Source organism: Dictyobacter alpinus (assembly GCF_003967575.1).
Taxonomy (GTDB): domain Bacteria; phylum Chloroflexota; class Ktedonobacteria; order Ktedonobacterales; family Ktedonobacteraceae; genus Dictyobacter; species Dictyobacter alpinus.
This window is the reverse complement of the sequence record NZ_BIFT01000003.1, coordinates 166,186-191,470: the sequence shown is the minus strand read 5'-3', so window position 1 is coordinate 191,470 and position 25,285 is coordinate 166,186. Positions and strand designations below refer to the sequence as shown.

Sequence of the window (25,285 nt, the reverse complement as noted above, 5' to 3'; positions counted from 1 at the left end):
CATCGATGTCGAGGGAAAGAGCTTGTTCTTGCAACAGGAAAGGCTCTTTCCCTTCTTTATATATAGGAGGGCTATCATGTCCAGATCATTTGGGGGTTGGTGCTTGATCCTTTTGCTCATAGTTTTCTTGTTTCTCTGCGTTGGCGCTACGATAGTGGGCCTGCTACTCATCAAGCATGTCGGAGCTACATCCTTTGCCAGCTTCTCGTTTCAGAGCACCCCCAGCACTCTCAGTCCTTCCGAGGTAGCAAACAATTTCCTGCTGGCGATGAAGGAGGACGACAACCTGCAGGCATATAACAGCCTTGATACATCCCTGTTAGTGCTGATCATGCCCAATGACTTCTTGCGTGAGGCCAAGAGCGTGGATACCTGCTCTGGGCGGATCGCTGCATTTCACCTGATGGAGCATAAGCGGCAAGGGGAGCGCGCCTACCAGTACATCTTTTCTGTTGTGCGTCGTAAGCTCAAGGAGCCGTACCCATTCCAGATCGTCCTCCACCAGAACGCGGAAGGGGCATGGACCATTACCAGTTATGGGCATGGAAATAGTCTTGTCGTGCCCGATTTGCCAGCGTGCCATATACCAGCAAGCGCCTCGTGAAAGCAAAGGTGCAGATCCGCTCGGATCTGCACCCCTTCCTGTTCTCTAATGTCTTCAATACCTCTGGTTTCTTAGGGTTTTATTTGCCATTCTCTTATAAAAGGTTCTCAGTAGTAACTACAAAACAAGTCGAACAAGCAGATTTTCTCAGATAAATTTTCGTGGATAGAGCTTAGAACCGCTCTATAGGCCGAAGAAAATTTATGGATCTGTCCCACTTTTGGTAAAACCTGAGAAGTTATTACAGTGGCTCCTTCCCCCTCGGAAGCAACCCACGCGGTCCATGTCCGCGTCGTGGTAGGAGTGGAAGCAATTGACCGGCAGCGATTGCGACCTCACACGCGCTCTCCCACTCAATACAGGTCTCACAACGTTTATTCTCTGGTAAGGCATAGCCAATTACTTCCCCATCGATCTCCACGAGCGGCGGATCGACAGGCTGGCCTGTCACACTCCATCGTCGCTTGCATTGGGGGCAACTGTAGGGATACCATTTCATCTTCATTGTCAATTTCTCTTTGATCTTTCTGCAAAAGTGGTCTTATCTCTGTACAACGATCCACCGATTTATTTATAGCAAGCGATCAGACATCACCAAAAGTGGGAAAGATCCCACGGGATACGCAACGAGATGTAAGCAAGCTAGCAGAAAAACAGAAAAAAGACTTCTACTGAGGAAATAACAACATCTTTTCTCAGAAGGAGGTCTTACGACGTATGATACCCAACCCGTGTATTGAAGTTCAAACTTCCCCAGATGAGCGCCCCTCAGTACCTACGTGGTTTGCCGAAGTTGTAATGGTCGCCCAGCACCTGGCAACCACGGGGCTTCTTGATGCCCTCACTCATCAGGTTCGCCTGGTGCGCGGACGCTTCGGCAGCTATGAATCGATTGATTTTCTCGCGCTCCTGTTGGGGTATGCGATCAGCGGGGAACGAACCTTAGCAGCGTTCTTTGAGCGAGTCACGCCCTTTGGCGCCGCTTTCATGGCTCTGTTTGGACGTGCAGATCTTCCCCATCGTGCCACGCTGAGCCGTTTTCTGGCAAGCGTAGACCCTCCCTGTCTGGAAGCGTTTCGCGCGCTCTTCGAGCAGAACAGCTTTGTCCAGCGGTGGACCAATGAGTCCATCGGGGGGATTTGGGATCGGCAAGGATGCCGTTACCTCGTTTTTGATGTGGATGCCACCCGCCAGGCCGCACGCCAGCGCGCCTTGCCCTGTGATCCCACCTTGCCAGCCCCTCGTCGCCGGCTCAATGCGGTCTGTGGGCCTGGCTTCACCGGACGAAAGCGAGGGGAGGTCGTTCGCACACGTACGGTCGCTCTCCAGATGCATACTCGCCAATGGATCGGCACCTATGCAGGTCGAGGCAATGGCGACTATCAAGGAGAACTCGCTTCGGCCCTTCGTGCCATCACGACCTACTTGGAGTTCTTTGCTCTTCCCACAAAAGTCGCTCTCGTGCGCCTCGACGGGCAATATGGTGATGCCGTCGCCATAACGCTCTTGATTGAAGCAGGCGTCCATCTGGTCACGCGGGCGAGAGGGTATCGAGTGCTAGAGCATCCGCACATGCAATGCGTGCTTGCGCACCCGCCAACCGCATGTGTCACCCAGGTGAGCACAAACGAAGCGGTTGAGTTGTTTGATGGTGGCTGGCTCTCACCAAGCGAAGGGATGCCTACCATCCGTGTCATTGTCGCCCGACACCGCGCACCGCAGTCAGGCAAGAGGATTTCGGTAGGCAAGCACATCGGTGAATGGGTCTACGAGATCTTCCTTACCACCCTGCCACTCGAAGGGTTTCTCGTCGAGGATGTGCTTGATCTTTATCATGGACGAGGAGCCTTTGAGGCCGTGCTTGCGGATGAGGATGTCGAAGAAGACCCTGATCGCTGGTGTTCGTACACGGAGTGCGGACAGGAACTCTGGCAGGTCGCGTGTCAATGGATTTGGAACCTCCGGCTCTCGCTTGGGCAGGCTCTGCAAAAAACAGAGCTCCGTGAGATCGAATGGGCGTCCCCGAAAGAGACACCTCCTGTGCTTCTCACCATTGAAGAGCCAGTTGAGGCGTATGGGCCATGGGAGTGGGCTGCAGCATTCGGACGAGCTACTGGACGCTTCGGGGCCGATGCCTTCACGTTACAAGAGGATGGCAAGCTTCGCTGTCCAGCGGGAGCAAGCCTGTGGTTGAGCGAAGTACGCCAAGAAAATGCATTCACTCAGCGCGCTGTCTACCTCGCGTATCAGACTGACTGTCAATGCTGTTCTCTGCGAGAGCAATGTTTGGCAAAAGGTGCCAAAGGCAATCGTGCTCGGCGGGTCAGCGCTGTCCGTCGCCTCTTGCCCTCACCTACCTCGGTTGCGTGTGAGCAAACGCCTGTCCTTCTCGGACCAATACGATGGGTGGATGTCGCAGGCCGAGCGCTTCGCCGCACCTGGGCCACCCATTGGCGTCATCAACACACCGAGATCATCGCGCTTGTCCAGTGTCCTGAGAAGGTTTTCCCACCACCACGCCCCCCTCGTGAAGTACGTTCGCATTACCGCTGGAGGTGGTCCGACAGGTTCGCCTGTAATGCCTGGTGGGGACCACCGCAACTGCGTGTTTCCGTGGCAGGCGTCCCTACCTTTCTCGCTATCAAGTAACACAGGAGGAACTGACGAACAAACAGGCAAAGTGAGCGAGGTGTCATTGCCCCTCTGAGCTCGTCATGAGGGCCGAGAGTCCCTGTTTGTTTCTAACAATCTCTTCCATTTCTTCATTGCTCGTTTGCTACAAGCTCATTGCGCAACTCGTGGGAAGATTCAATTTATCTGAGAAAAGAGAGTGCCACTTATATAGCTTAATATGGCTCTATAAGCTTTTTACGCAAACGATGAATGGTTCTATGATGAGCCAACGAACATCATCCTGAGAAATCACACTACTTTCATCTGCTGCAAAAAATTTTGCCTTTTTGGAGCACTGTCAGAGGTGAACGTGAGATATTTAGCTCTAAACTTGTACTCGGAACCCTGCCTAAGTAACTACCCAGAAGTCATGAAATGCTGTGATACACAGTGATCATCTTCTATACTCTATGGAAAGTGAAAGATCTCATGAACGAATTGGAGAGGAAAGAAATGCCGCGCGATTATACCAGGGCTGCGACGTTGACCCTAATTTTATATTTCTTTGGGTACATACCTGGCCTTGTCGTCAACATCATTAATCTGCTTTCTGCTGTAAGCGCAAAAAACTCCTATGGTTACGCGCCGGGTCTGGGGTGCCTGGCATGGCTGCTTGTAATTTGCGGAATAGGGCCAGTTGCACTTTTTGGGCTAGCCTATTTTATTTTACTTCACCTCTACTAATACTTTCCGCGTTTTAGCTTATCCAGCAGGAGACTTTGATGTATGAAGAACACAGCGTGCTGTAACCTCCTCCTTACAATTCATGCTTCTCTTGATCTATGAGGAGGAGGTTGTGCAAGGGGTATCCTACGAAGTGAGGACAAATGGCTTGCTCGATCTCCTGTAAGAGAACGGGAGTATCTCCAACTGCGTTGAGCCATAAGGTGAACCTCTCGCCCATTGCATCGATGAGATAGCAAAGCGCACTCGTGAACTGGGCGACATCCAGAGGGGCGCAGTGGACCAGGCGCTCGACGTGATCGAGATGCATGATAAATGGAGGGTATTTCATTCCCTGAAATGTACCTCTTTGCAAAAGACGCCTGGGCCAAACCTGTTCTCGCATCAAGATAGACAAAAGATCAAGCTGATCCTGCCTGTCTAATGCTCGACTGAGCCCCAAGTCTCTCCGCTCTGCTGGAGTACAGCCATCTGTGCAGTATGCGTCAATCAAGAGGGCGAGCTGTGGGTCGCCCTTTTTGCTGAGTGGAACGAGTGCCTCGATGGCTCTCTGTACCACCAGATTATCACTGCGTTCCTCCAGATCATCTTCCGAGAGAAGGCGAAGGGCGTTTCCATTTCCCATTTGAATGAAGTTGTCCCAGAGACGGTGACACAATCCACGTACGAGATCGGGAAAGAGAGGTGTGTGCAGGTAGCTCATCGAGATAAAGCTTGTAGGTGGTAGCGCTAATGTATCGAACGTTTCCGCGATGGTCAGAGGGTCGCAGAGAGCGGTAAGAACCACTTGCGGATTGCTGCTCGTTGAGATCTCCGTGAGTGCCAACCTCAATGCTTCGTTCATGACATCTTTCCTTTTGTTATCTTCTGCTGTGGCCTGCCGCGTTTGGGACGCAGCTTCGCTTGCGCGATAGCATTTTGGTGAATCAGGCGCACACCGGTACCGGGCACGCCTTGAATGCGCCCCATAGCGAGCAGAGCCGCGCATTCGTCTGGCGTTGCGGAGCGAGAGGAGAGACGTTCCTCTGCAACCATACGTCGGATGCTGCTTGGTGCTAGCTCCAGCTCACCAGCGGTCTCCTCAACGGTCATATAGAGTGCGAGGGGATCATGCGAAGGCATCAATTTTCTCCGAGCTCTATCTTTCGCTGTTTCTTATAATTCGAGCACTTGCGCTCGAATTATAGCACCCCTTCCGCGAAAATACAACCCTTTCCTGCGTTGTTCTCTCCTCTACACCGCGAGGCCCGCGCGTCTGGCGGTCTGTTCGAGCCAATCCAATCCACCAGGCGTTTGCTGCCAACTCTTGAGTGCAAAACTGGCATACCAGACGGCCTCTCGCTCATCTCCGTGTCCGTAATAGTCAGGCTCTCCATAGTCGGCCAATGCTTCTGGGTGAAGCAGAAAATAGGGCACATGCTTATTGTTCTGAAAGGCTGTACGTAGTGCCTTCGAGGCTGCCTGGCGGGAGGAGCGCTCCTGCTCCGAAGAAGCACGACGGAATTTCCAGCACGCGTTGGTATACCACCAGCAGGTCTCCCTCAGATCCATCTTTTCCCCACTCTCATCGACATAGACAAAATAGCGTTGCAGCGCCTTGGAAAGTTCCTTATCGTCGCCTTCCTCCAGGAGACAGCAGATGATCGCATAGCGGTTGCCCTGATTGTCTCCAGGATTCAACTCCAACAGCGCTCGGAAGTGCTCACTGGCCTCCTGTGCTTTTCCGAGCTTGCGCCAGAGTACGTAAGCAATGGCCGCCCGTGCTTGCATGTACGGTCTCGTGCCAGCGCTATACCAGAAATGGATCTGATGCTCTTTTCTCGTCGCTGGCTTAAAAGCATCAGGTCCAAGCTTTTCGGAAGCACAGAGCAACGCCCGCTCGTAAGAAGCCAGCGCTTTCTGGTAGTGTTCCTGGCGTTCCTCAAGATACCCTTCGAGTATATATGCCTCGACGCAGGTAGCATCGAGGGCAAGCGCAAATTGGACGCGCGAACGCATCTCCTGTAGGGAGCGCGGCGCTTCGTCTGAGTGGATAATGATCTGCTGGGCCAGCTCCTCCATCGAGATCGGCAGGTACTCAGGGGGACCGTACCCTCTTTGTTCGTAGAACTCTTTGAGCGATGCGCGACTTCCCTGGCGAAGCGTGAGGATGTATACAGCAGCATCAATAGCCTCACGGAACAAGTCTGCTTCTGAGGCCTCGGTACGAGTGCCATAGCTCAGGCACGTTACCAGATCGCGCACACACTCCCCCAGGCACTGAATATCTTCCGGTTCAAGCTTCCGAACGGGGTGGTGACTTTTTAATGCTATCTGTTGTTTCATACGCTGCTCCTTCTGTAGAAGCTTATTTATCCTGTTACTGCGTGACGATGTAATCTTCTGCCAGTACTGATGAGGATAAGGCCGCCAGCGAAATGCGCTAGCATTTCTTCGTTCCGTCACAACGTGATGTGTGTGGAATCTGCATGCAGCAGATCCACCGTGTCAAAATACGTTTTTCTCCCGAAAAGGGGTATTCATCCCTGTTGTTGTTCGCCTCGCGCATGATCTTTTTCTTCTTCTGGAGCTGCATAGCGAAAATAATGCAGGAGTTTCGCTCGTTGCTCTGCTGTGGCCGCCAGGACAGCACTCCAAGCCAGAACATTTTCTCGCAGGGGACTGATGTACCTCAGCAGACACGTATGATGGACATATGCGATCTCTCGCTCATACCCGATTTTACTGCAAGCTGACGAAAACTGATTCCCCTTTGAATGCACAATTTGTCCAGGAAGTGCCCGAAATTTGTATACTCACTCGTGTCTCTTTTTAGCTTTGCCATGCAAAATGTGTCCTCTCATTGGCGATTGGCAGTCTCCATTATAGCATGCTTTTGATTGTCAATTGGCAATCAATAATCTCAATGAGAAATTACATGAAGAGAAAGGATGAATTATTGTGCATTGGAAGACGGCAAACAAGCATATTGGTCCTAATGATTGCAGGGTGATCACACAACTTTACTACGCGGCGAGTCTTCGTATCCCTGTGAGCCGAGCTTGTATCCAGCTCATGGGCTACCGAAGCGAGAACCTGGGTGAGATTGCGCTTCCTGAGCCAATCATAGACGACCAAGCAATTGAGCAGATGCTCCAGCAAGCGGGATTGCCGCTGACAGGATGGGCACCTGGGTACGAGCACATGTTAAGTCCGTATAACAATCGTAAAATCCTGTACGCGCTTTTAAGCATGACGCGTCAGATCGTCGAGGAAAGCGGCCAAACGGTCGTCGCGATTGCTGAATTGCGGAATAAATTCGCGGTGGATGACCGCCTTTTCACATTGCATCTGCTGAATCTGATTCAGGACGCTCAGGGTCTTGTCGCGGTGGGAGAGGACGCCATTCGCCTGGCGTCCTGGCATGAGGCGATAGAGGCCAGTGCCCAGCTCATTAGACAAGGCTCTCGACGAACTAGTGGAGATGTCATTCAGCCAAAGGTACAGCTCCGACTGAGTGAGAGCTACACCGGGAGCGAATGGGTTCTCACAGCATGCAGTAATGGGAGCTTCCACTTGTTTCAGCTAGAGCCTCCATATACGAGTTTGAGCGGCGATGCCCCCGCGATTGACGTATGGCTCAAAGAGCAGATGTTTCCTCTTGGGTGGAGCGCGACCTATGGGGAAAATGAGACAAAGCGCGAGCGCGCGCTGTACAAAGTCAATGAAATGAGAGTACAGTAGTTATTAGTTTCGACCCCTTGAGAAGGTGATGTAAGTGCGACCTTTGTACGTTGGCCCGGACATTTTCCTATATTGGAAAGAATAATTGGCGTAGGTCTCTGCCATCGATCCGCTACCAATGCTGCCCGGACCCTGACGCCAGTCGTTGTAAATCCATATGCACCTCTGGATGAGATGGAGGACGGCACGGGTTAACGAACCACCTCACAGAGCAATCGTAACACAGCGCTTTGAGCTAACTGATGGTACGATTGCTCTGTGTTTTGTTTTTGTTTTGGAACGGAACTGTCACTTTGCTAACAGGAAAAATGGCAGAAAGTTTTTTAATACAACAACAGTGCTAATCGAAAAAACTGCCAGTTTGCTACAAAAATCTGTCAAATTTGTGCTTGAATAGATGAGTATTAAAGGTCTATCGGGATCTCCATTATGATCTGACGTTGCTCATCGGTCAGATAGGTTGGGATCTTTTTATGAGTCATGGGGACGCACTCCAAATCTCTGAAACCTCGAATGTATCTGTCTTACCATACCCTTATAGCTCTTGCAACTTTAGCGGAACCAATCAGGACCTTTTCGTGACTGGCCTGCCCTTAGCGGAATCTATCGGGGAAATTATGTCGGGACCCGCATTAAAGATGATTGTTGCGCGGCTCATCGGGCCTGACCCTTCACAGGAACCCTGGCAGAGAAGGACTTTCTATCTCTTACTCTAACGAGAGCGCTGGGAGTCCGTGCGCACCGAGAGTGAGAGAGATTTCGCCGCTGTGATGGAGGTCGTGTTCCAACACGTGCCAGATGATCCAGCCTTTGGTGCGTTCAGTCGGATCGTCTGGGATCGCCGGAAAGATGTGCTCAAGATCAGCGGGTGTCCAACGCTCCAGTGCCGACTCTAGTACCCGCCAGGTCTGCTCCAGTCCGCTCACCAACTCTGAAGCTTTACGGACTGGTTGCCCGGTCGAGTCCCAGTGCTCCATAGGAGCTAAATGGGCGCTCCCCTCGCCAGCGCGCGAGCACATCCACCAGACACGTGCCGCAATAATATGTGCAGCAATGCGGCCTATGGACCAGCGAGGTATTGTGCTATAGGTGAGTTGAGGGCTCGTGAGCGGCGCGAGGGCTTTGACAAGACGTTGCTGATGGCCGTGCCAGCCCTGGTAAAAGAGAGCGAGTGAGCCTTGCATGGTCTGCTCCTATACTTCTACTTCAATTACCCTTGCCGGTCCGAAGGGGGACCGCACCTCAATATGGAAGAGCCATCCCATACGTCCCATCTTCAGGCTACTTTCTGCCAGTTGAAAGCTCAATTTCATCAGATTAGGCCACTTGAACACCCCTGCGTGAGTTGGTGCCTCCTGGTTCCAGTAGAAATATTTTTGCCAAATCTCGTTTCCGGCCTCGCCGTATTCATCCGCGTAGAGCAGATCAAATTCGGCGAAGATGCCTGTTGTGAAGGCTTGGAGTGGAGGATGCCTTGTGATCTCACTGTGAATACGTCCAACATGCACTGTTCCCGGCGGCTCGAAATGCACTATGGTCATGCCCTTTTGAAGCTGATCGCTGGTCAGTTGTTCCAGTTGCATACGGTTTTTCTCCTCTTCCTAGATCAATTTTGCTGGCCTTCAAATGTGCCTCCACGCAACAGGACCTTGATGAACTCAGGATCATCCGTAGAGTACGTCATCTCCTGTTGCAGCCAGATTGCTTTGAGCGTCATCTGTTTGAGGCGATCCAGATCCTGCTGGAGCGTAGAATCGCGCAGCTGCACCTGCGCCAGCCAATTGACCGCCAGGCGGCTGCGTAGGTGACGCGAACCGATTTCCAGGGCGAGCTGGAGCATCTTGCGCAGGCTCTCTCGTTCAGTTTCAGTACGTGCAAGAGCCGAAGCTACATTGCGCGAGGACTGCGTAAACGCTTTGTCCCCATACTCCCAACGATATTCTTTTTCCACTCGCACGGCCAACTCAGTCAGCGTGAGCGTCTCATATCCCGCCAGATCATACTCAAAGATGAGATACTGCGCCAGCGCTTTTCGCAGGCGTGCTTCTCCTTTCACCGCATGTGCAATGGCTCTGGATGTTTCGTGGCTGCCAATATTTTGTGGTAAGGGATAATCGGTGTGCTTGCGTTCGTGTCCGAGAAAAAAGCCAGGGGTATCAACATTGCTGAGGAAGAAGAGTAAACGCATGAAGCCATTATAGGAAGAGTCTAATTGAGCGCATAAGAGGGATAATTCTGAGACGGCCACTGAGTGCGGCGATGCCGAAAAATTGGTTGCACCGAGCCACCAGACAATCTGTTCAAGTGTACGCGCACGTTCTACCTCATCTGGGAAAGATGGAACACCTCGATACGCAGGTGTTTGGAGAATCAGGTCTTTGAGGTAAGTAAAGAGCTGTTTCGTATCCATACTCATCCTTTCCGACATTTACGGTTGGAGAAGAAAGCAAAAGTGTCTCTCTGGAGTAAGATAGTCAGCAAGCTCCAGGAGGTGTTGAAAGGTTGTCTGCTCCCACTGGTGCAGTTCTTCCGTGAATGAGATCAGACGCTGATAGTTTGCCAGATCTGACATCGCAGCCTGGAGTAGATCGTATCCACTATAGTCCATCCGATAAATGCAATTGATTCTCTCCTGCTTGGCTACCAGGAATTTTTCCTCCGCTTGAGGCAGCGATCCGAGCACTTGCCATAGGAGGTCTTGTACCATTGCTCTCCTCTCTGGCGGGATCTCGATGTGAATGTGCAGAGTGCGGCAGTCCTGCCAGAATTCATAATCGACATTTACAGTATAGGTTATTCTTCGTTTATAACGCAATTCCTCAGTCAACATCTTTTCGAGCAGATCACACAAAATGCGAACACTATATTTCGTGAAGCGGAGAGGGACCACCCATTCATAGGTCAGCGTTAGTTGTGACCCAGCTAATGCTGAAAACTCTGAAAGCTGAACAATTGTTTCTTGCCTTTGTGGTGGCTGAGGGGAAAATGCGTTCGGCATGCTCGAACGCTCGCCTCGTTTTGAGACCGAAAAGGGGGTTTCCTGAAGTATGCGCAGCATGCATTCTCTCGGCGTCGGCCCGATACAAACAAGGCTTATATTCTTCGGGACATAGTAACGATCATAAAATATTTGGAGTTCTTCTGCTGTACATTGCAGAAATTCATTGAGAACACCGAGAGCAGAATGATACGTTTGCAAGCGGGAATGCCCTTCAAAAAGGAACGGTCTCCCTTGCATGTCCCAGGTTCGTGCATGTTCGTGCTCATACTCTCGATAATACTCACGAACAACAACAGCTTTCTCTTCCTCGATTTGGCGGGTGATGGTTCCCATCAGCACCATTTTGCCAAAGAGGGTGAGAGCTTCCCGTATGCTGTTCGTCTGGGCTGGAAGATGGAATTTATAGTTGGTCGCTAGGTAGGAGGTGGACCCGAACGATCCCCACCCTCCTAGTTCCTCAAAGCGATTTTCGAGCTGAGAAAAGGTGAAGTCTCCCACATTTTCCCCAACGAGATGTTCCAGCAGGTGAGCTAATCCCTCACGCCCAGGAGGATCTTCTTTGACCCCTGCATGAATGACCACACCACTATAAAACCAATTGACGTTGGGCCACTCCTTTGAGTAAACGGAGAGGCCGTTTTCAAGTGTATCCTGGTAGAAATTGGCATACAGATCATGAAACATGACAAAGAATTCCTTTGTATTGCGATGCTTTTTTTAAGAGTCTATCTGATTTTCTCGCTGGCTGCATAGTTTTTGTAGTGGATGGGAGCGAAGTCCTGACCGATTTTTTTGCGACGTGCGTCTCAGCACGGGGATGTAGGGGCTGAGTATGAATGGACAGGAAAACCCATACTTCTCGTCTGAAAGTTGGAATAGAGATCCAGCCAAATAAGCCAACAACTTCTCATCCTTAGTCTTAGCATGGTTTTTCAGTCTATTCACACTCAGAAGCCGCTATCAAGCAATGGTATTCAAAACAGAAAGAATTTGCAAGAACTCAGTCTCTCCTGCGATACTTACATCACAGAGCCGTTGATGGATGCGGTCTGTAAGAAGTTTTTTTGTTATCCCAGCATGGTTTGGGTTGCTATGGAGCAGGGCGAGATTTTGCCAACACTCATCAATCACATTCATCTCTATCTCCCGTCGTTCTATACCATCCAAGATGGCAGAAGCGCGGGCACTCGCATCGACTAAATGATTGATACTGGCAAAGCATACAAGGTCCTTCGCCAACTCAAGATAAATATCAATATTCTGGCGATTCAGCGTGTTTATATTCTCTCGCAGGAAGTTCATTTTTGCTTCCAACGAGAGAGTGTTAAACTCTTGCTCAAGGGGAAGAGGCGACTGCACCAGGACGCCAGCTAATGCCTCTTGTTTCTGCGACGGATTGACAAAATAAAAAAATTCGCTGCTCACCTCTATCATATGATCTGACTTATATACAGCAATAGCGACTCGGTGAGAGGATATGCCTATTGAGATGTCTTCAAATAATCCAGAAAATCTTGAAGTAAGGTACTTGAAAGGGACGGCAAAAATGCCATCTTCAAGGCGTAATCCCATCCGAGCTAAAACCTCGTCATAGCCCTGAATTCTATCTGGCTGATGGGACCGTAAGTCTTTCTCGTCAATGCCTGCACGATCCGTACCGAAGGCTCGCATGTTTTCCAACAGCCCTCTATTGAAAACGCGAAGAAGCGCTTGGCTGTCGGACAGCTTGAGATCGGCAACAAATGTTGCAATTTCGTGCATTTTTTCAGCAGGGTGAGATTTCGTGAAAAGGCGTTCGATCATTTCGTTGTTTGCTGCAAGGCGTCGATAGGCAGGCGGCTCTTACAGGCATCCTCATGGTATTTTTCTAAAAGACGATCCGCTTCCTCTAAAATAAAAAAATGGTGGATGCTCAGGACGTTTCGCCTCAAACGGAGTGAGCAGGTTTACTCCGTTTGAGCTGGGAGAGGCATCCTTATGCAAGGCCGTCCTCTTTTGGAAAACTGGCTCCCGATCTTCCCCCGCTATCATCTTTTTGATTTTGTAAGAGGAGTGCATTTTCACGCTCTAACTCTTCTACCCGATGCTCAAGAAGTGCGATGCGAGCGTTGGCCTCCTCTAAATGATGCTCCAGAAGTCTTGCATCTTCATCATAATGAAATGTTGCAAGCAGTGCTTTCCGCTGATCGGGTGTTGCCTCCAAGATGGTGGCCCAGGCAAGCACATGGCGGCGCTCGGGCGTCGATTCTCCTCGACAGGCTCTGATAATGCTCATCTGAGAATTGGGGCTCATGCCAGATCGTATCGCCAGTTGGCGATAGCTCATCTTCTTTTTGGTGAGCAACGCATCAAGTAGCCGTCCAAAATCGGTATATTTGCTCGTGTCGTGTTGGGTATTCGCCATCGTGCAACAATTCCTTCCAATGGAGTTGACAATCTCTATTGTACATGGTAATCTAAGAAGAGTCAATGGAGATTGCAATCTCCATTGAGCAAGGGAGTTGCTTGCCTGGTAAAGCTAATTGATAGCTCATGAAAGGAGCGCGACAGATGGCCGAAGTACAGCAGGAGCGCGTTATCGGAGCGGTGAAAGCCCTCATTCTCGAACGAAAGTCGTTTATTGGTGAAGTCAAATCGTACCTGGAAAAAGTCGCCGTTGTGGTCACTTCAGAGGAAGAGATTGAAGGGGCAATAGCCCGTCTGTTCCGTCCCGACAACAACACACTGATGAGCCTCGCACAGGCGTTGCTCCTCGGTAACGTTGTTCGAGGCGTCTGGCATGATGAGTATAGTTTCATTGTGGCTAGGCGGTCGTACAAACTGTTCGACAACGCACAGGACACGAAGGTGGTGTACCTTCTCTTCTCCTGTATTGGTGACACCATTGAGCGAACGATTGACCCGTATGATTCACCTGAAGCGGTGCAAAAGGCTCTGGAATCGATGCGTGCTCGCGTCGATAGCTGGTCACCACTTCCACGTGCTCACGCGGAGAAGATGCTGGCAGACTTCAAACACTTGACCATGCGAATCTCCGTCACCCTGTCCTAATCCCCTTGCACGATGGGTCGCCTGAACACCTGGGCGACCCATCGGTGTTTCTGACGGTTCTTCAGGAGAGCGCGTCCCCCACCACACGCGATAGAAGGATGACCAATCATACTGTAGACAGAACTAGTTTTGTTGTGTTATACTTTTGGCAAGTACCGAAAGGGTTCCTGGAACGTCCCTTCTGGGTACCTAATCTGTTAAAACGGGGAGCAACCGATGAGCGACCACGCACGCGCTGAAATCATACAACTGGACCACTTTGGTTCCCGAAAGAAAAGCTCTGTATTAAAAGAGCAGATTACGACCTTAGAGGATGATCTTTTTGCCTGGATGGCTGCCTATCTTGATCTCGCGGTCGAGGGGGTGAGAAGTCGGCCCATCGCCGACAAAATTGCATTACATCTGGATCGCTTTGCCGATTTCTTCCTCCGTCGGTACGGACATCTGCGCATCTCGACCGTCTTGAAGCGTGACGTGTTGGAGTGGATGAAGCGGTTGCGTGACGAGGAGACAGAGGCAGGTGAACACACGGCGCTGGCCCCAGCCACCGTCAATAACCACCTGGCCTCGCTTTCCGGGTTTACGTCCTGGGTGGCCGCGCAGCGACCCGAACTCTTTGTGCTGGGCAACCCGTGTTCTGGGGTGAAAGAGCTGCCACTGCCCGCACTGATTCCCCACACGCTCTCCGAGGCGCAGGTGATTTCACTCAAATCGATCCTGGAGCGCCTGCCAGCCCTCATGCGCCGCAAAGGGAGGCGGCATGGGCAGCGCCAGCGCAAACAGGCGCAGGAGCCGCTGCTGCATAAGCACAGTCGCCCCTACCGAGATCGGGCGATCATCGAGATCTTTCTGGCCTGCGGAGTGCGACGCGAGGAACTGGTGAATCTGAATCTCGACCAGGTGGTGATCGGCGCAGCCGATCCGAACCGTGGCGAGCGAACCGTCGTGACGCCAGCGGCCCTGCGCAAGGCCCGCAAAGTGCAGCTCGTCAATGTGTATGGAAAAAACCAGACCTTGCGCAATCTCTTTCTCTCCGCTGATGCGCGGGCGGCCCTGGCGGACTACCTGGAATGTGAACGGGGAACCGATGCCGAGGGAGTGGCCGAACCACGGGCGCTCTTCTTGCGTGCTGGCAGCATTCGCTTTGTGAAAAAGTCCAAGCAGGAAGATGAAGTCATTGCGCCACAGGGGGATGCCAATGGGCGCTTAACGGTGCGTGCCATCAACAAGTTGGTGACACATATCGGCGAGCTGCATGATGCGGAGCAGGAAGGGGAGCGCAAGATCAACGGTCTCCACCCGCATATGTTGCGCCACACCTTCGGCTTTCGCCTGGCCGAAGAGACCAACAAGGACAAGTTTGAATTGCAGCGCAGACTCGGCCACCAGTCCGAGGCGTATATCCGTGTCTACACGACCCCGACGGAGAACATCGCCTCGGGCTATGTGGAGAAGTTTTAATCCGTTCCTTTATATAAGGTGTGACAGAAATGGAAAGACAGTGAGCGGATACAGCGCTTGCAGAGAGGAAATACGATGGATGACCAGCCCTTGTCTCTTCACCAGTTACGTCGCGCTTTAGAGCGAGGGGACACGCTAAACCTGGGTGGATATCCCCTACGACGCCTCCCAGAGAGAGGCGTCGATACGCCGACTGGATCGCAAGTGGCAAGGTGGGCAACGTCACTATTGTTGTCGATTCACATAGCTCTCACACACGAGAAGAACAATAAGGAGAAAAGCAACGTGTCCCAGGGAACAGTTATCACATTGGGGACGCTCTTACGTCAGCTCCCTGTATCAACACGCGTACGTCCGACAGAAGCACTTTACTTGTTGCTAGGCCAACATGACTGGATGAGTAACGAGCAAGCACGAGCCCTTATCGCTCATAGTCGAAATGTAGACCTTGATTGGGACGCTTATCTGGTCGATGAGGATCAGGCGAAACCATGTGGGATTTACGTATTCGGGCCAGGGGGACAGGCTCACCGCGCTTTTGAGTTGTCCCAGTAGCTCAGAAAGGAACCTCCCATGAGTACAGCCGTCCCTGAGAATAATGGAAAAATACCTCAGGCATTGACCTCTTCATCGTCTGCGGTCGCCCTGACCGAACTTCAACGTTTCCTGGCGGTGCTGGCACAAAACGTGCCAGCCACAGATGAGCTCGCTGACATGTGGTCACCGCAAACGCAGGAAGTTTTAGAAGCAGTTGAAGCTTTGTTACGAAAGCGCCGCCTGTCTATGCTGGCAGCCATCGAGCAGCGCGATCAAGAACAGGGGTTTCTTCTGGATGTTGCCGGGCGCATGTGGATCAATTACCAGGATCTTATTGGAGAAATCACCGCAATTTTTGGGATGCGGGGGAGTGGAAAAAGTACTACTGTTGCGCTTATCCTGGAACACCTCCTGCGCCGCAATATTCCTCTGGCTGTTATCGATCCTCACGGAGAATACTTCAGTCTCCGCGCATTGCCTGTTCCTCTCCTGGTCGTGGGTATTGCAGGCGGAGCAGCGAGCGCACCAGACCTGATTATTGAACCCGAAGAAGTGGGAATAGTCGCTGAATTTTCCATACGTAATGGCGTTTCGATCATTCTGGACCTGGCTGGTATCAAAAAGAAGTACCGCTATGACGTGCTCTCCGAATTTTTTGAGGCGGTCTGGAGCATTTTGCCCCAGGTCCGGCGTCCCTATACGGTTGTGCTTGAAGAGGCTCATGGAATCATTCCCCAGGGAAGCAGTAGCCCTGTCGAGGAGGTGGTATCGGACCTGGCGACGGAATATCGCAAGTTCGGACTCGGAATGATCATTGCCGATCAACGGCCCGCCAATGTGCGAAAAACACCTGTGACGCAGGCGCGAGTGCGCATTTTGCATGAGGTAGAGTACCCACTCGACGTGGATCGGTACAAGGAGCTGGTGCCACGGAAAGCGAAGCAGATGGAGTCGCTTCTCGAAACGTTCGGTGCGGGCACAGCCCTGGTCAAAATCCATAAGCGTGTGGATGTGATCCAGGTCCGTGAGCGTGAAACAGTGCATATTGGCACCACTCCGACGCTTGATGGGCAGGCAACCACAGTTGAAATCGCCCGGGATGACACCCTGGTGCAGTATGTACGCGAGGCCCTCGCGTCCGCTCCCCCGCGCTCGAAAGGAGAGAAACTTTCTTCTACAGGTGCGCGACGCTTGCAGGAAGCATTGGAACGTCTGGAAAAAGCCCATCAGGAGATTGAAAAACTCATTCAAGAAAATACCCTTCTGCGAGAACATCTGGCACGCCTGCTCGAAAAAGTCCAAATCTATGCCCCTACGCTCCTCTCCGGTGAAGGGATACTCCTACAACTCGTTGCAGGGAAGCCTTCTGCTCAGGCATTGTTACCTGCTGCCCTTGATATTCAACACGCCCATATTGCTCATGTCGAGATCACGTCAGTCAGCGGCAGCGAGGCGCAAGAAATCGAGATGACTCCCATAGATGAAACGGCGCGCGCGTCGTTGCTTTCTGAATTACAGCAAGCACAGACGCTTCTCAAAGAGCGCACCGAGGAATTGGCCACGCTACAAGAAGCTTTTGCCCTGTCCCAACGTCAGGTGCAGCGCTTAGAGAAGCAGATCCAGGAGGGCAACGAGCATTCGACGGGAAGCGCTGCTGGCCAGACAAGGGCCGCATCAGCCAAAGAGATACCGCTTGACCACGTATTGTCGTTGGATGAGCGGGTGCGCTGGAACCAACTCCAGAAACAATTTGTCATTGCTGATTCACTTGAGCGGGCTATCGCATTGACCATTCTGTCTTACGAACGGGCGGGGAACGTTGGTCAGCAGGAGTTGACCATTGCCCATTTAACCCTGCTGACGAAGCAAAAGAATGAGCAGAAGGTTCGTGACCATCTTCCCAACGCTCTGATCGGACTCAAGATTATTGCGGAGACTACACGTGGGAGCAGCCACGCCAAACGTTACTCTGGCCAGTTGCGTCCCTATCTGGCTCGGTACTTTGCCTCACAGCACATCGAACGTCTTTCTGATGAAGTGCTGCGGCTCATCGCAGGAGAAAAAAAGATCCCTGCTGATCGGGGATGAAGCAGGGATTTGAGGAGAGGTGATGGGAAACACAGAGCACGAATGGATTTTAGATGGAAGTGGTATCGTCGTTCGTCGCGGCGACCTGGTGGAGTATGAACCAGAAGAGCAAGGATATAAGCTCGCGGCGATGGTGGTGAGTGTGAGCACCGTCGGCTACGCTGGTTTCGGCAGCAAGCACCCAAAGGGTACACAACTGATTGCAGCCAGGCGCGTAAAGAACCGCCGCTTGCCCAAACCGGAGGATCTGGCCGATACTCAGATCGCTTCCGTTCTGGTCACACGAAGACTGAATCGCAAAACTGATCAGATTCCGCTCCCCCCGCCGGTTGCGAAAACGCGGTTCTCCCCTTTTGATCAGGAGAATCCCTGGTACATCCCTATGTTTTTGACGCCAGAGGAATGGAAAGCAGTTTCACGCTGGTACGGCTACAGCTTGCGCTCTCTGCTGTACGATGGCAGTTGGCACGAGATGGGGCGCTTTGTGAACAGAGATGGAGCCTATTCCATGATGCAAGCGCTGACCAGTTCAAAGCATCCGCGCCATAACCATGTAGAGCACGTCTACGTGATCATCCATTGCACTCTCCAGGGCAAGGAGGGACGCGAGCAAGCCGTCGTTGGCACTCCTGGGACACTTCAGGCCATTCTTCAGGAGCGTGAGCAACGTAGGGTTTTTGCACACCAATAAAGCAAAAAAGGAGAGAAAGACTCGATGGGTGCATGGGAGGATTTGAATGAACGTGAGCAAGCGTATCTCACAGCTATCTTTCGCCTCGACCAAGCAAAAAAACGGGAACACGATGAGCGTTTCCGCTTGTATCGCGTTTCTGATGGCCGTCCAGCCCATGAATGGCAGCAGATCAGCTATGAGGAGGTATTGCAAGAGGTGTTTCCTGGGGGCGAGAACGTTGAGCAGATCCTCAGCGGTCTCGTGAGCGAAGGTCTCATTGAACGTGAGCAACATCAAGGGCTCGCACCGGATCATCCTCGCATACGGATCACACGGGTAGGTCGCAAGATGGTCCGGGATGCTCTTGGCATCAGACGTGAGCAATTTACTGAAGCGCAGCGACGCCTCATCAATCGCATTGTTTCAGCCGAACTTGCACCCCAGGCAGAAGTCGAAGCAGCTTTTCGCAATAGCCAGGGAGGCCACGCACAAATTGAAGCATGGCGACAGACGTTGAAAGAGCAGACCAGTGCCGCTTGGCGGGAAGAGGAACGACACTATCAAGAGCACCTTGCGAGCTTGACCAGACTAGAGCCCTGTGCCTATCCTGGTTGCCCGGAGAAAATCGAGGTGAAAACACTCTGGATAGGTGGCCGAGTAGATGGCAATGAAGAGGAACCAAAACCAGCACGCTTCATGGAGCTGGTCGAGCAACTTCCTGGCTGGCACGATGAATGGCACAGCGGTATCAAGGTGCGTGTTTTTAATACACGAAGAACAGTGCTTCATCTCTACGCGTGCTCAGAAGAACACAGAGAAGGAGTCTATCGGCTCGCTGGTCAGATCATCCTTGTTCTAGATCAGGCGGAAGAACAACGGTTGCAGAGCATCGTATATCCCTGGACCAGCGAGGAAGCCCAAAAAGCGATCTGGCGTCGTGGGGCTTCGGATGCCCTGGACTATGTTGCCCGTGCCCCTCTTGGCACCATCTTTCCTTCGCCCAAGGCATGGGCCCAAATCAATAAGATCGGGTTATCGTGCCTGGCAACGTTTAAAAGAAGCACGATGGCCGAGCCAGCTCATGTAGGCAAACTTTTTACTGACGATGAGGACGCGTTGACGAAGCGGTACCTGGAAATGTTCCGTCTTGAGTTTCGCTCAGGCATACATATCCGCGAGGCCATCCTTGCCCCTAAGCCAGGATCATTCCATACATCGTTTCGCAACGATCCCCGCTGGCAGCAGCTCTATAGCTTAGTGGAACATTCGCAGGGATCACCAGAAAAGTGCTAACATCTCTTCTTTTCATTGTTGAGACTGATGCGCTTCAAAATCGTTAAGCAAAATCAGTATGTTGTCTACTGAATAAAAAAGGAGACTAGCATGACCGCATGGAGAGAAATCTACCAGATCAAAAATGAGGAGGAAGATGATGCCTGAAACAGCAGTGATCAGCGAGGCAGCTGGGACAGGATACGCGTATCTCGTTCGCATTCCTTATAAACACCGACTGTTTATTACCTCTTTCAAAAACGCGGTACCTGAGCCAGGACGCGACTGGCATCCGAGACTCTCGGCCTGGCTCTTCAGGCGGAACTATCTGAGTGAGGTGCGTTGTCTCACCAACCAGTATGCGGAGACAGAGCACTGGGACGTGCTTGATACGACGACGATGGCCAAAGATCAGGCCGCAGGAGCGCTCCAAGAGCTGGACCGACAGGAGCATGAGGATCATGTGGCACGGTTCTTAGCCGTGTTGCCTCGCATTCCGGCGAATGCGCTCATCCTGGCTGGCTGGCTGGAGCAGGTGATCGTGCTCGATCTGGAGACGTATCTGGGCGATGAGCTGTTCCGGGCTTGGATACGTGCTGGCCAGCCAGAGCGAAAGCATGCCTCGCTCCCCTACATATCCATGAACAATAGCCGCACGACCCGCGTTGTTGTGGCCGCCGACTCCCGCATTCTCAGAGCCGTGCTGTCTCGTTCGATCCAACGGTTACAGATGGTGCGCGATCTCACTCTCGACACTGTTTTTGAGGATGGGATCATTCACTGGCGTGATGCGCAAGGAAAATTGTGGTATGGTGCGCCCTATCAACAGGCGCTCATGCAACATGAGTATGTGCGAGCACTCTATCAGCCCAGCCAAACATACAACGTGGCGTTTTCCCCCGATGATCAGATCTATCTGGTGGCGCGAGCAGAGGCATTGGATGATCGTTTCTTTGCGTGGGGCTTCAACCCTCATATTGGTTTTACAGAAGGATATAAGGCCCCGCCAACCGGCTTCCCCCTCTCCACTTTTTTAGAACGGTATCACCTGGTGGACTGGTTTGTTACATGGGCGAAACGCAGCCTTGCGAAAGAGGAGTGCTTGCCCGTCGAGAGATATGGCTGGCATCGCTCCCTGTGGGAAAACAGGAACTATTGGATTCACCCCGCTCAGGGGCTTATCTCATTGCTGCTCTACCATAGCGAAGAGGAAACGCAGGCGATTCTCGGATGGAGCAACGACTATGTTAAAGAGCAGCATACGCGGATCACACATATCAAAGAACAGCATGCTCACCACTATCTGGACTACTGTCGCCAGCACGCCATTGAACTGGCACTGCCCAAACTCCAGACAAAGAGCAAAAGCGAGTTGCTGGCATTTGGAGAGCAGTACGGTATTCAGGTACGCAAATCCTGGACCATCCAACGCCTGGCCCAGCAGCTTTTGAGCAGCGGCGGCCAGAGCGTCAGGCTCGCGAATGCCGTTCTTGAAATACCAGAACAGCAGAAGATCGCGGTATGATTGAGAACAGGCGGGATGCCCAGCTCACATGTCAGGATAATGGCCCGGCGGCTCTGCGAGATCAATGGGCCGCCTATCACGAGGAAATGCAACGTCTATTGGAATGCGTTATAGAGACCTATGGAAAGGAAACTGTTCAACTGTGCTGGTCACAGCACTTCAGCTGGAGCGTGAGTGCTAACCTATATACGAGTGGTGACCAATCCAGCCGACGACGTGGCCCGGGAGCGGATTTTCAATGTTCCCAATCGCGGCATTGGTCAGCAAACGCTTGGCCGCCTGCGTTCGTTTGCTGATGAGCAGAAGCTCTCGCTCTAAGGAAGAAAGCCAGTGAAAGAAATGCGTCTAGCGATCCCCGTCTCGGCATGATCGCCCGGAAGCCAAGTAGGAAACAACGGGCTTTTCGTCCTCTCGACCTCCTATTCTGGTACAATTACTTCAATCGTAGTAAGGAGTCTTTAGTACCAATTTGTCACGGCGGGTCTACTGTGACCGTGTAAATAGACGCCGGCGGCCAATTGGTGATGGCCTTGATAGAAAATCTGTCCATTCCCGCTCATACCATAGAAATTCTGTCCACTGGTATGGGTTTGAGTGATGGGAGCAGACCAGTTACTGAACCAATGAGTGGCAGCTTGCTGAAAGAGTCCAATGGTTGGATGAAATGCCCAACTCCCAATGAGGAGGAAGAGGGCGAGAAGGACCATGAAAGCGAGCGTTTGTTTCGTGCGTAAGGTGTGTAGAGACATATGTAAACCCCTTTCACTGAACAACATAGTAAGACGCTTTTTCTTACTTGAACCTCGTTTAGCTAAACCAACTTTGTGCGGTTCTCTCAAGATGAGTAGCCAGTTGAGAATGACTGTTGTAGAAAATTTGACCGGTGATCCCCCGGTGAATGGAGCTGAACCATCCCTGGTTGGTTACTCAAGTGTGCGAGACCAGCAGTGTACTCATCATGACGATGAATGCAGCAATGACAACGGCCACAAGGATGGTTCTCTTCACGTTTTTTAAAAGAGCGATGGTGAAAGACAGGGATGTCTCCTTTCTGTCTGAGATACCTAAAACTTCAAAGATACGACATTCAAAGACAGGTAATAGCTGCAAAATGCTGCCTGTACGCGTTAGTTAGTTATAGAAACACTGGCCCAATATTGTTCGGCCAGCTGCTGTAAGAAGAGAAAGGGTACTCATCGCAAAAGCGATGGTGTACCATTGTTGCATTCTTTTGGGAATGTGGCGCATTCCACGCTCCTCCGATTGAACAGATCCGTTTGAACCAATGGATCTCGACGATTGAGGCATTCTTCAGCGAATTCAATTGAAAAAGCCCTGGGCAGCCAGTTTATGAGTTCCTTGAAAGAAAATCTGCCCAGCGACCCCTGCCCCAACATGCTGACCCGAAAACCATTTTGTCGCAGCCAGTGTCTCAGACGGAAACACGAAACTGGAAACGATAGTCGCAATGAGGATGGCAACGAGAATGGTTGTCATCACCAGCACGCGGAGAGATTTGGTCGAAAGTGGGTAGGTAAGTAACAAGCGGTACTCCTCTCATCTTGTTGAATTGTTGAATAGCAGAACTACTGTTCTTTAAGCACTCCTAAAACCAATTTTGAGCTAATAAAGAGTTGCATTCTCACAACACCTATTGAGCATCTTTTCACCGATTGTACAGCTTGGACTGGAAGCAATCCATGCGAGCCGAACGAGAAGGGGAAATGACGCTGTAAAGAAAACTAATCATAATGAGACACACTACTCCTCCTGCATTTCATATAATTTTATAGATGAAGATTTGTTTAGCTGGACCAGCTTTGTTCCGGCATATATTGCTGGAAATGCTAGTAGTAGAGGAGTTCGGTTCGTGGCCAGACTTCTCCTCATACTTGTGTTAGTTCATATCATTTCCAATAGCGGGGATGATTGTCCGTTGAAGAAAATCTGGCCTGCAATCCTCTGAGAGCCATAGCTGAACCGATTTTGTCCCGCTGGTAAAGGACGACTTATCGTAAAGGCGTAAGAAGATGCGGTCGTACTAATGATGGCTGTTAAACTTATCGCCATAATGATTGCGATGGACAGGAATGTAATGACTCGTTTTTTACGAGAAAGTGTTAATAAATGAGGCATCGTGAGCCTCTTTTTAGGTAAATGGGCAACAGTAGCCATAAAACCCTCTTTTCTTCTCAGATAACGCTTACCGAAAATGTTTTCAACTGTTCATTACCAATGTTACCCTATTCGCGTTGATTTGTACCCGCTAAAGCTTCTAACTTTTTTTGAAGGAACATGGCTAGTTTTTGAGAGGAACATGCACGCTTTTTTGTATGTTTTTCAAGAGAGAGAGTCTTGTTTGATTCGCAAAGCATCCGCGGTCACGCCAGTTGACGCTGCGAGGATCACTGGAGTATCTGAAAGCATGGCCAATCGCTGGATTACCAGCGGTCGGTTCCCAATTAAGGGCGACCCTGAGACGCAGCAACCGGAACTGGTTGGTACCCCTCCCCGCACACGCCAGGTTCGGGTGAGTGATGTTGCCAAGCTACATAAAATTCTTTACCCAGAACAGTCCATTAGCCCTGTGATACGCCCCTTAGATGTCACCAGTATCTAGGGAATAAGGCAACGGGACCTGGAGAAGGCCCCGTCTAAACGCGTTCTGAGAAGATCGGATATCTACCGCACAAGACGACAGGACTTACTAGCCATAAACTGAGTGAGATCTTTCAAGGCATACCCAATCTGAATAGCTGCATCCAGCGTGGAGTGAATGCCGGTAGCAGTATTGGCCAGGAAGAGGTTATTGGTAACCCAATACACACTACCACACTGAAGCCGGCATGCTGAAGCAGGGTGCCCAGAACAGAGCGTTTCCTGCTCCAGTTGCTGAAAACGGCAGCGTAATGCTTCTTCGCTGCATGTATCAATGAGGAACAATGCAATATCAGGTCGAAATTCGGTTGCGCGCTGTACAAACAGATGGATACTCTGCTTGGTAATTGTTGACGAGCTTGATTTGCACTCGACCATTATGCTGAAATTGTCACGGAGTGCAACAACATCAAGGTCACCTTGGACCGTCATTTCTTGAAGATGCACGCAGTACCGCGCCAACATGTGATGCTGAACGCGTAGATACTCCATAACAACCCACTCAAAAGTATGCCCAAGGTTGGAGATCTGTTGTAATTGCGGTCCCCGCCGCCAATCTGATCCTTGCTGCTCAAGAAATGCTTGTTCCTGACAGTACGTCAGGTAGAGTGAGCGTTGTTTCTTGGTCAGTCTGGCCCCAAAATGCTGTGAGAGATCTTCGCGCTTCCATCTCTGCTGAGACAAAATGCACCGCAAGAGCGTACGAAATGCCGCATCATTAAAGAGAGTATGGAAGGTTTGGTCAGTATACGAGATGCCAGTAGGTGTAACGATCCAACGAGGACGAATGACCTCTCCATCAGGAGCAGGCTGCTTGTATCCTGTCAGGGTAAAACCGCAGAAAAGAGACAGGTCATGTTCAAATGAATCGTTGTACTCAGGAGGGCAATACGGGATAGGACAAAGAGAATTACTCATCCACCAATACTCCTTTGCACGACGAAGTATCATCCCTTTCCTTTGAAGCCGAGATAGTTGTTCCCTATCTATTCGACAGCATCTTTGAAAAGAGCATGCTACTTCAATTCTTGTGTCGAGTGGATGATGAAGGATCAGGAATGCTGTTCCTTCAATATCCAAGAAAAATTATACACGATTTACAATGATACGCTTTGATGCTTTTTGACATCCACCTGGCTTCTCAAGCTGACGGGAAGAACTATTTGCGAACAACCCAAAAGTGGCTCTTGCTCTGGTCTTTGTGCTTCGACGTTACACGTTTCGGCGTTGCCTAAATTTTGCAAGAACTCTTACTTACGTCAAGCGACGGAACTGAGGGCAAGCTTACTATGATGTTGGCAAAAAGATGAGCATCTAAAAACATGCAAGAGGAGT

Annotated in this window: 27 protein-coding genes; 13 read left to right on the top strand and 14 right to left on the bottom strand. The window is 51.2% G+C overall.

Annotated features, from left to right (window positions below; all coding sequences use genetic code 11):
* Positions 1–76 precede the first annotated feature (76 nt).
* Positions 77–604: a hypothetical protein gene (locus EL633_RS36080; RefSeq protein WP_126632165.1), complete on the top strand. Its 528-nt coding sequence runs from the start codon at positions 77–79 to the stop codon at positions 602–604.
* Positions 605–845: 241 nt separating this feature from the next.
* Here the strand turns inward: EL633_RS36080 and EL633_RS36075 are convergent, their stop codons facing one another.
* Entirely contained in the window at positions 846–1,109 is a 264-nt protein-coding gene (locus tag EL633_RS36075; protein WP_126632164.1) for a hypothetical protein, read from the bottom strand.
* 212 nt (positions 1,110–1,321) lie between these two features.
* Here EL633_RS36075 and EL633_RS36070 point away from each other — a divergent pair, with 212 nt between their 5' ends.
* Positions 1,322–3,253: a hypothetical protein gene (locus tag EL633_RS36070; protein ID WP_126632163.1), complete on the top strand. Its 1,932-nt coding sequence runs from the start codon at positions 1,322–1,324 to the stop codon at positions 3,251–3,253.
* 781 nt (positions 3,254–4,034) lie between these two features.
* Here the strand turns inward: EL633_RS36070 and EL633_RS36065 are convergent.
* The 3 genes from EL633_RS36065 to EL633_RS36055 all read right to left on the bottom strand — a co-directional run bounded on the left by EL633_RS36065 (position 4,035) and on the right by EL633_RS36055 (position 6,286).
* Positions 4,035–4,805 (bottom strand): hypothetical protein, encoded by a 771-nt coding sequence (locus tag EL633_RS36065; RefSeq protein WP_126632162.1) that lies wholly within the window; start codon positions 4,803–4,805, stop codon positions 4,035–4,037.
* Entirely contained in the window at positions 4,802–5,083 is a 282-nt protein-coding gene (locus EL633_RS36060; protein ID WP_126632161.1) for a hypothetical protein, read from the bottom strand. Before EL633_RS36060 ends, EL633_RS36065 begins: the two co-directional genes overlap by 4 nt.
* A 111-nt stretch (positions 5,084–5,194) precedes the next feature.
* On the bottom strand, positions 5,195–6,286 hold the full coding sequence (locus EL633_RS36055; RefSeq protein ID WP_126632160.1) for a hypothetical protein: 1,092 nt from the start codon (positions 6,284–6,286) through the stop codon (positions 5,195–5,197).
* A 615-nt stretch (positions 6,287–6,901) separates the two neighbouring features.
* Here EL633_RS36055 and EL633_RS36050 point away from each other — a divergent pair.
* Positions 6,902–7,684: a hypothetical protein gene (locus EL633_RS36050; RefSeq protein WP_126632159.1), complete on the top strand. Its 783-nt coding sequence runs from the start codon at positions 6,902–6,904 to the stop codon at positions 7,682–7,684.
* 707 nt (positions 7,685–8,391) lie between these two features.
* Here the strand turns inward: EL633_RS36050 and EL633_RS36045 are convergent.
* From EL633_RS36045 to EL633_RS36020, 6 genes are all read right to left on the bottom strand, one after another.
* The gene (locus EL633_RS36045) at positions 8,392–8,868 is read right to left on the bottom strand and encodes a DinB family protein (RefSeq protein WP_126632158.1); all 477 of its coding nucleotides are present in this window, start codon (positions 8,866–8,868) and stop codon (positions 8,392–8,394) included.
* A 9-nt stretch (positions 8,869–8,877) separates the two neighbouring features.
* Complete coding sequence (locus tag EL633_RS36040) at positions 8,878–9,267, bottom strand: hypothetical protein (RefSeq protein ID WP_126632157.1); 390 nt, start codon at positions 9,265–9,267, stop codon at positions 8,878–8,880.
* Between the two features lie 23 nt (positions 9,268–9,290).
* Positions 9,291–10,094: a hypothetical protein gene (locus tag EL633_RS36035; RefSeq protein ID WP_126632156.1), complete on the bottom strand. Its 804-nt coding sequence runs from the start codon at positions 10,092–10,094 to the stop codon at positions 9,291–9,293.
* Between the two features lie 18 nt (positions 10,095–10,112).
* Complete coding sequence (locus EL633_RS36030) at positions 10,113–11,369, bottom strand: M16 family metallopeptidase (RefSeq protein WP_126632155.1); 1,257 nt, start codon at positions 11,367–11,369, stop codon at positions 10,113–10,115.
* Between the two features lie 276 nt (positions 11,370–11,645).
* Positions 11,646–12,488, bottom strand: coding sequence for a hypothetical protein (locus EL633_RS36025; RefSeq protein ID WP_126632154.1), 843 nt, complete (start codon positions 12,486–12,488; stop codon positions 11,646–11,648).
* 172 nt (positions 12,489–12,660) lie between these two features.
* A complete protein-coding gene (locus EL633_RS36020; protein WP_126632153.1) occupies positions 12,661–13,089 on the bottom strand; it encodes a helix-turn-helix domain-containing protein in 429 nt (142 codons plus the stop codon).
* A 146-nt stretch (positions 13,090–13,235) separates the two neighbouring features.
* On the opposite strand from EL633_RS36020, the gene EL633_RS36015 reads away from it, so the two are divergent.
* From EL633_RS36015 to EL633_RS36910, 8 genes are all read left to right on the top strand, one after another.
* Complete coding sequence (locus EL633_RS36015; protein ID WP_126632152.1) at positions 13,236–13,736, top strand: hypothetical protein; 501 nt, start codon at positions 13,236–13,238, stop codon at positions 13,734–13,736.
* A 216-nt stretch (positions 13,737–13,952) separates the two neighbouring features.
* Positions 13,953–15,197, top strand: a complete 1,245-nt coding sequence (locus tag EL633_RS36010) for a tyrosine-type recombinase/integrase (protein ID WP_126632151.1) — start codon at positions 13,953–13,955, stop codon at positions 15,195–15,197.
* 75 nt (positions 15,198–15,272) lie between these two features.
* Entirely contained in the window at positions 15,273–15,752 is a 480-nt protein-coding gene (locus tag EL633_RS36005) for a hypothetical protein (RefSeq protein WP_126632150.1), read from the top strand.
* Between the two features lie 18 nt (positions 15,753–15,770).
* Positions 15,771–17,822, top strand: a complete 2,052-nt coding sequence (locus tag EL633_RS36000) for an ATP-binding protein (RefSeq protein WP_126632149.1) — start codon at positions 15,771–15,773, stop codon at positions 17,820–17,822.
* A gap of 22 nt (positions 17,823–17,844) precedes the next feature.
* The gene (locus EL633_RS35995; protein WP_126632148.1) at positions 17,845–18,513 is read left to right on the top strand and encodes a hypothetical protein; all 669 of its coding nucleotides are present in this window, start codon (positions 17,845–17,847) and stop codon (positions 18,511–18,513) included.
* Positions 18,514–18,537: 24 nt separating this feature from the next.
* Positions 18,538–19,788: a hypothetical protein gene (locus EL633_RS35990; protein ID WP_126632147.1), complete on the top strand. Its 1,251-nt coding sequence runs from the start codon at positions 18,538–18,540 to the stop codon at positions 19,786–19,788.
* 136 nt (positions 19,789–19,924) lie between these two features.
* Positions 19,925–21,292, top strand: a complete 1,368-nt coding sequence (locus EL633_RS35985) for a hypothetical protein (RefSeq protein ID WP_126632146.1) — start codon at positions 19,925–19,927, stop codon at positions 21,290–21,292.
* 174 nt (positions 21,293–21,466) lie between these two features.
* The gene (locus EL633_RS36910; protein WP_161982732.1) at positions 21,467–21,610 is read left to right on the top strand and encodes a 3'-5' exonuclease; all 144 of its coding nucleotides are present in this window, start codon (positions 21,467–21,469) and stop codon (positions 21,608–21,610) included.
* Positions 21,611–21,750: 140 nt separating this feature from the next.
* Here EL633_RS36910 and EL633_RS35980 read toward each other — a convergent pair whose 3' ends face one another.
* Positions 21,751–22,041: a hypothetical protein gene (locus tag EL633_RS35980; RefSeq protein WP_126632145.1), complete on the bottom strand. Its 291-nt coding sequence runs from the start codon at positions 22,039–22,041 to the stop codon at positions 21,751–21,753.
* 109 nt (positions 22,042–22,150) lie between these two features.
* Here EL633_RS35980 and EL633_RS36905 point away from each other — a divergent pair, with 109 nt between their 5' ends.
* Positions 22,151–22,309, top strand: a complete 159-nt coding sequence (locus EL633_RS36905; protein ID WP_161982731.1) for a hypothetical protein — start codon at positions 22,151–22,153, stop codon at positions 22,307–22,309.
* 303 nt (positions 22,310–22,612) lie between these two features.
* Here EL633_RS36905 and EL633_RS35975 read toward each other — a convergent pair whose 3' ends face one another.
* Entirely contained in the window at positions 22,613–22,837 is a 225-nt protein-coding gene (locus tag EL633_RS35975; RefSeq protein ID WP_126632144.1) for a hypothetical protein, read from the bottom strand.
* 357 nt (positions 22,838–23,194) lie between these two features.
* Positions 23,195–23,467, bottom strand: coding sequence for a hypothetical protein (locus EL633_RS35970; RefSeq protein ID WP_126632143.1), 273 nt, complete (start codon positions 23,465–23,467; stop codon positions 23,195–23,197).
* Positions 23,468–23,651: 184 nt separating this feature from the next.
* Between EL633_RS35970 and EL633_RS35965 the strand changes: the two genes are divergently transcribed.
* Positions 23,652–23,912, top strand: coding sequence for a hypothetical protein (locus EL633_RS35965; RefSeq protein WP_126632142.1), 261 nt, complete (start codon positions 23,652–23,654; stop codon positions 23,910–23,912).
* Between the two features lie 62 nt (positions 23,913–23,974).
* Here EL633_RS35965 and EL633_RS35960 read toward each other — a convergent pair whose 3' ends face one another.
* Positions 23,975–24,868 (bottom strand): hypothetical protein, encoded by an 894-nt coding sequence (locus EL633_RS35960; protein WP_126632141.1) that lies wholly within the window; start codon positions 24,866–24,868, stop codon positions 23,975–23,977.
* Positions 24,869–25,285 lie beyond the last annotated feature (417 nt).

Coding starts and splice junctions, on each gene's coding strand:
- EL633_RS36075 (WP_126632164.1), bottom strand. CDS start 1,109: ATGAAGATGAAATGGTATCCCTACAGTTGCCCCCAATGCAAGCGACGA.
- EL633_RS36065 (WP_126632162.1), bottom strand. CDS start 4,805: ATGAACGAAGCATTGAGGTTGGCACTCACGGAGATCTCAACGAGCAGC.
- EL633_RS36025 (WP_126632154.1), bottom strand. CDS start 12,488: ATGATCGAACGCCTTTTCACGAAATCTCACCCTGCTGAAAAAATGCAC.
- EL633_RS35995 (WP_126632148.1), top strand. CDS start 17,845: ATGGGAAACACAGAGCACGAATGGATTTTAGATGGAAGTGGTATCGTC.
- EL633_RS36005 (WP_126632150.1), top strand. CDS start 15,273: ATGGATGACCAGCCCTTGTCTCTTCACCAGTTACGTCGCGCTTTAGAG.
- EL633_RS36015 (WP_126632152.1), top strand. CDS start 13,236: ATGGCCGAAGTACAGCAGGAGCGCGTTATCGGAGCGGTGAAAGCCCTC.
- EL633_RS36055 (WP_126632160.1), bottom strand. CDS start 6,286: ATGAAACAACAGATAGCATTAAAAAGTCACCACCCCGTTCGGAAGCTT.
- EL633_RS36060 (WP_126632161.1), bottom strand. CDS start 5,083: ATGCCTTCGCATGATCCCCTCGCACTCTATATGACCGTTGAGGAGACC.
- EL633_RS36000 (WP_126632149.1), top strand. CDS start 15,771: ATGAGTACAGCCGTCCCTGAGAATAATGGAAAAATACCTCAGGCATTG.
- EL633_RS35985 (WP_126632146.1), top strand. CDS start 19,925: ATGATGCCTGAAACAGCAGTGATCAGCGAGGCAGCTGGGACAGGATAC.
- EL633_RS35960 (WP_126632141.1), bottom strand. CDS start 24,868: ATGAGTAATTCTCTTTGTCCTATCCCGTATTGCCCTCCTGAGTACAAC.
- EL633_RS35970 (WP_126632143.1), bottom strand. CDS start 23,467: ATGGCTACTGTTGCCCATTTACCTAAAAAGAGGCTCACGATGCCTCAT.
- EL633_RS36030 (WP_126632155.1), bottom strand. CDS start 11,369: ATGTTTCATGATCTGTATGCCAATTTCTACCAGGATACACTTGAAAAC.
- EL633_RS36040 (WP_126632157.1), bottom strand. CDS start 9,267: ATGCAACTGGAACAACTGACCAGCGATCAGCTTCAAAAGGGCATGACC.
- EL633_RS35990 (WP_126632147.1), top strand. CDS start 18,538: ATGGGTGCATGGGAGGATTTGAATGAACGTGAGCAAGCGTATCTCACA.
- EL633_RS36020 (WP_126632153.1), bottom strand. CDS start 13,089: ATGGCGAATACCCAACACGACACGAGCAAATATACCGATTTTGGACGG.
- EL633_RS36080 (WP_126632165.1), top strand. CDS start 77: ATGTCCAGATCATTTGGGGGTTGGTGCTTGATCCTTTTGCTCATAGTT.
- EL633_RS36035 (WP_126632156.1), bottom strand. CDS start 10,094: ATGGATACGAAACAGCTCTTTACTTACCTCAAAGACCTGATTCTCCAA.
- EL633_RS36045 (WP_126632158.1), bottom strand. CDS start 8,868: ATGCAAGGCTCACTCGCTCTCTTTTACCAGGGCTGGCACGGCCATCAG.
- EL633_RS36905 (WP_161982731.1), top strand. CDS start 22,151: ATGACTGTTGTAGAAAATTTGACCGGTGATCCCCCGGTGAATGGAGCT.
- EL633_RS36070 (WP_126632163.1), top strand. CDS start 1,322: ATGATACCCAACCCGTGTATTGAAGTTCAAACTTCCCCAGATGAGCGC.
- EL633_RS36010 (WP_126632151.1), top strand. CDS start 13,953: ATGAGCGACCACGCACGCGCTGAAATCATACAACTGGACCACTTTGGT.
- EL633_RS35980 (WP_126632145.1), bottom strand. CDS start 22,041: ATGTCTCTACACACCTTACGCACGAAACAAACGCTCGCTTTCATGGTC.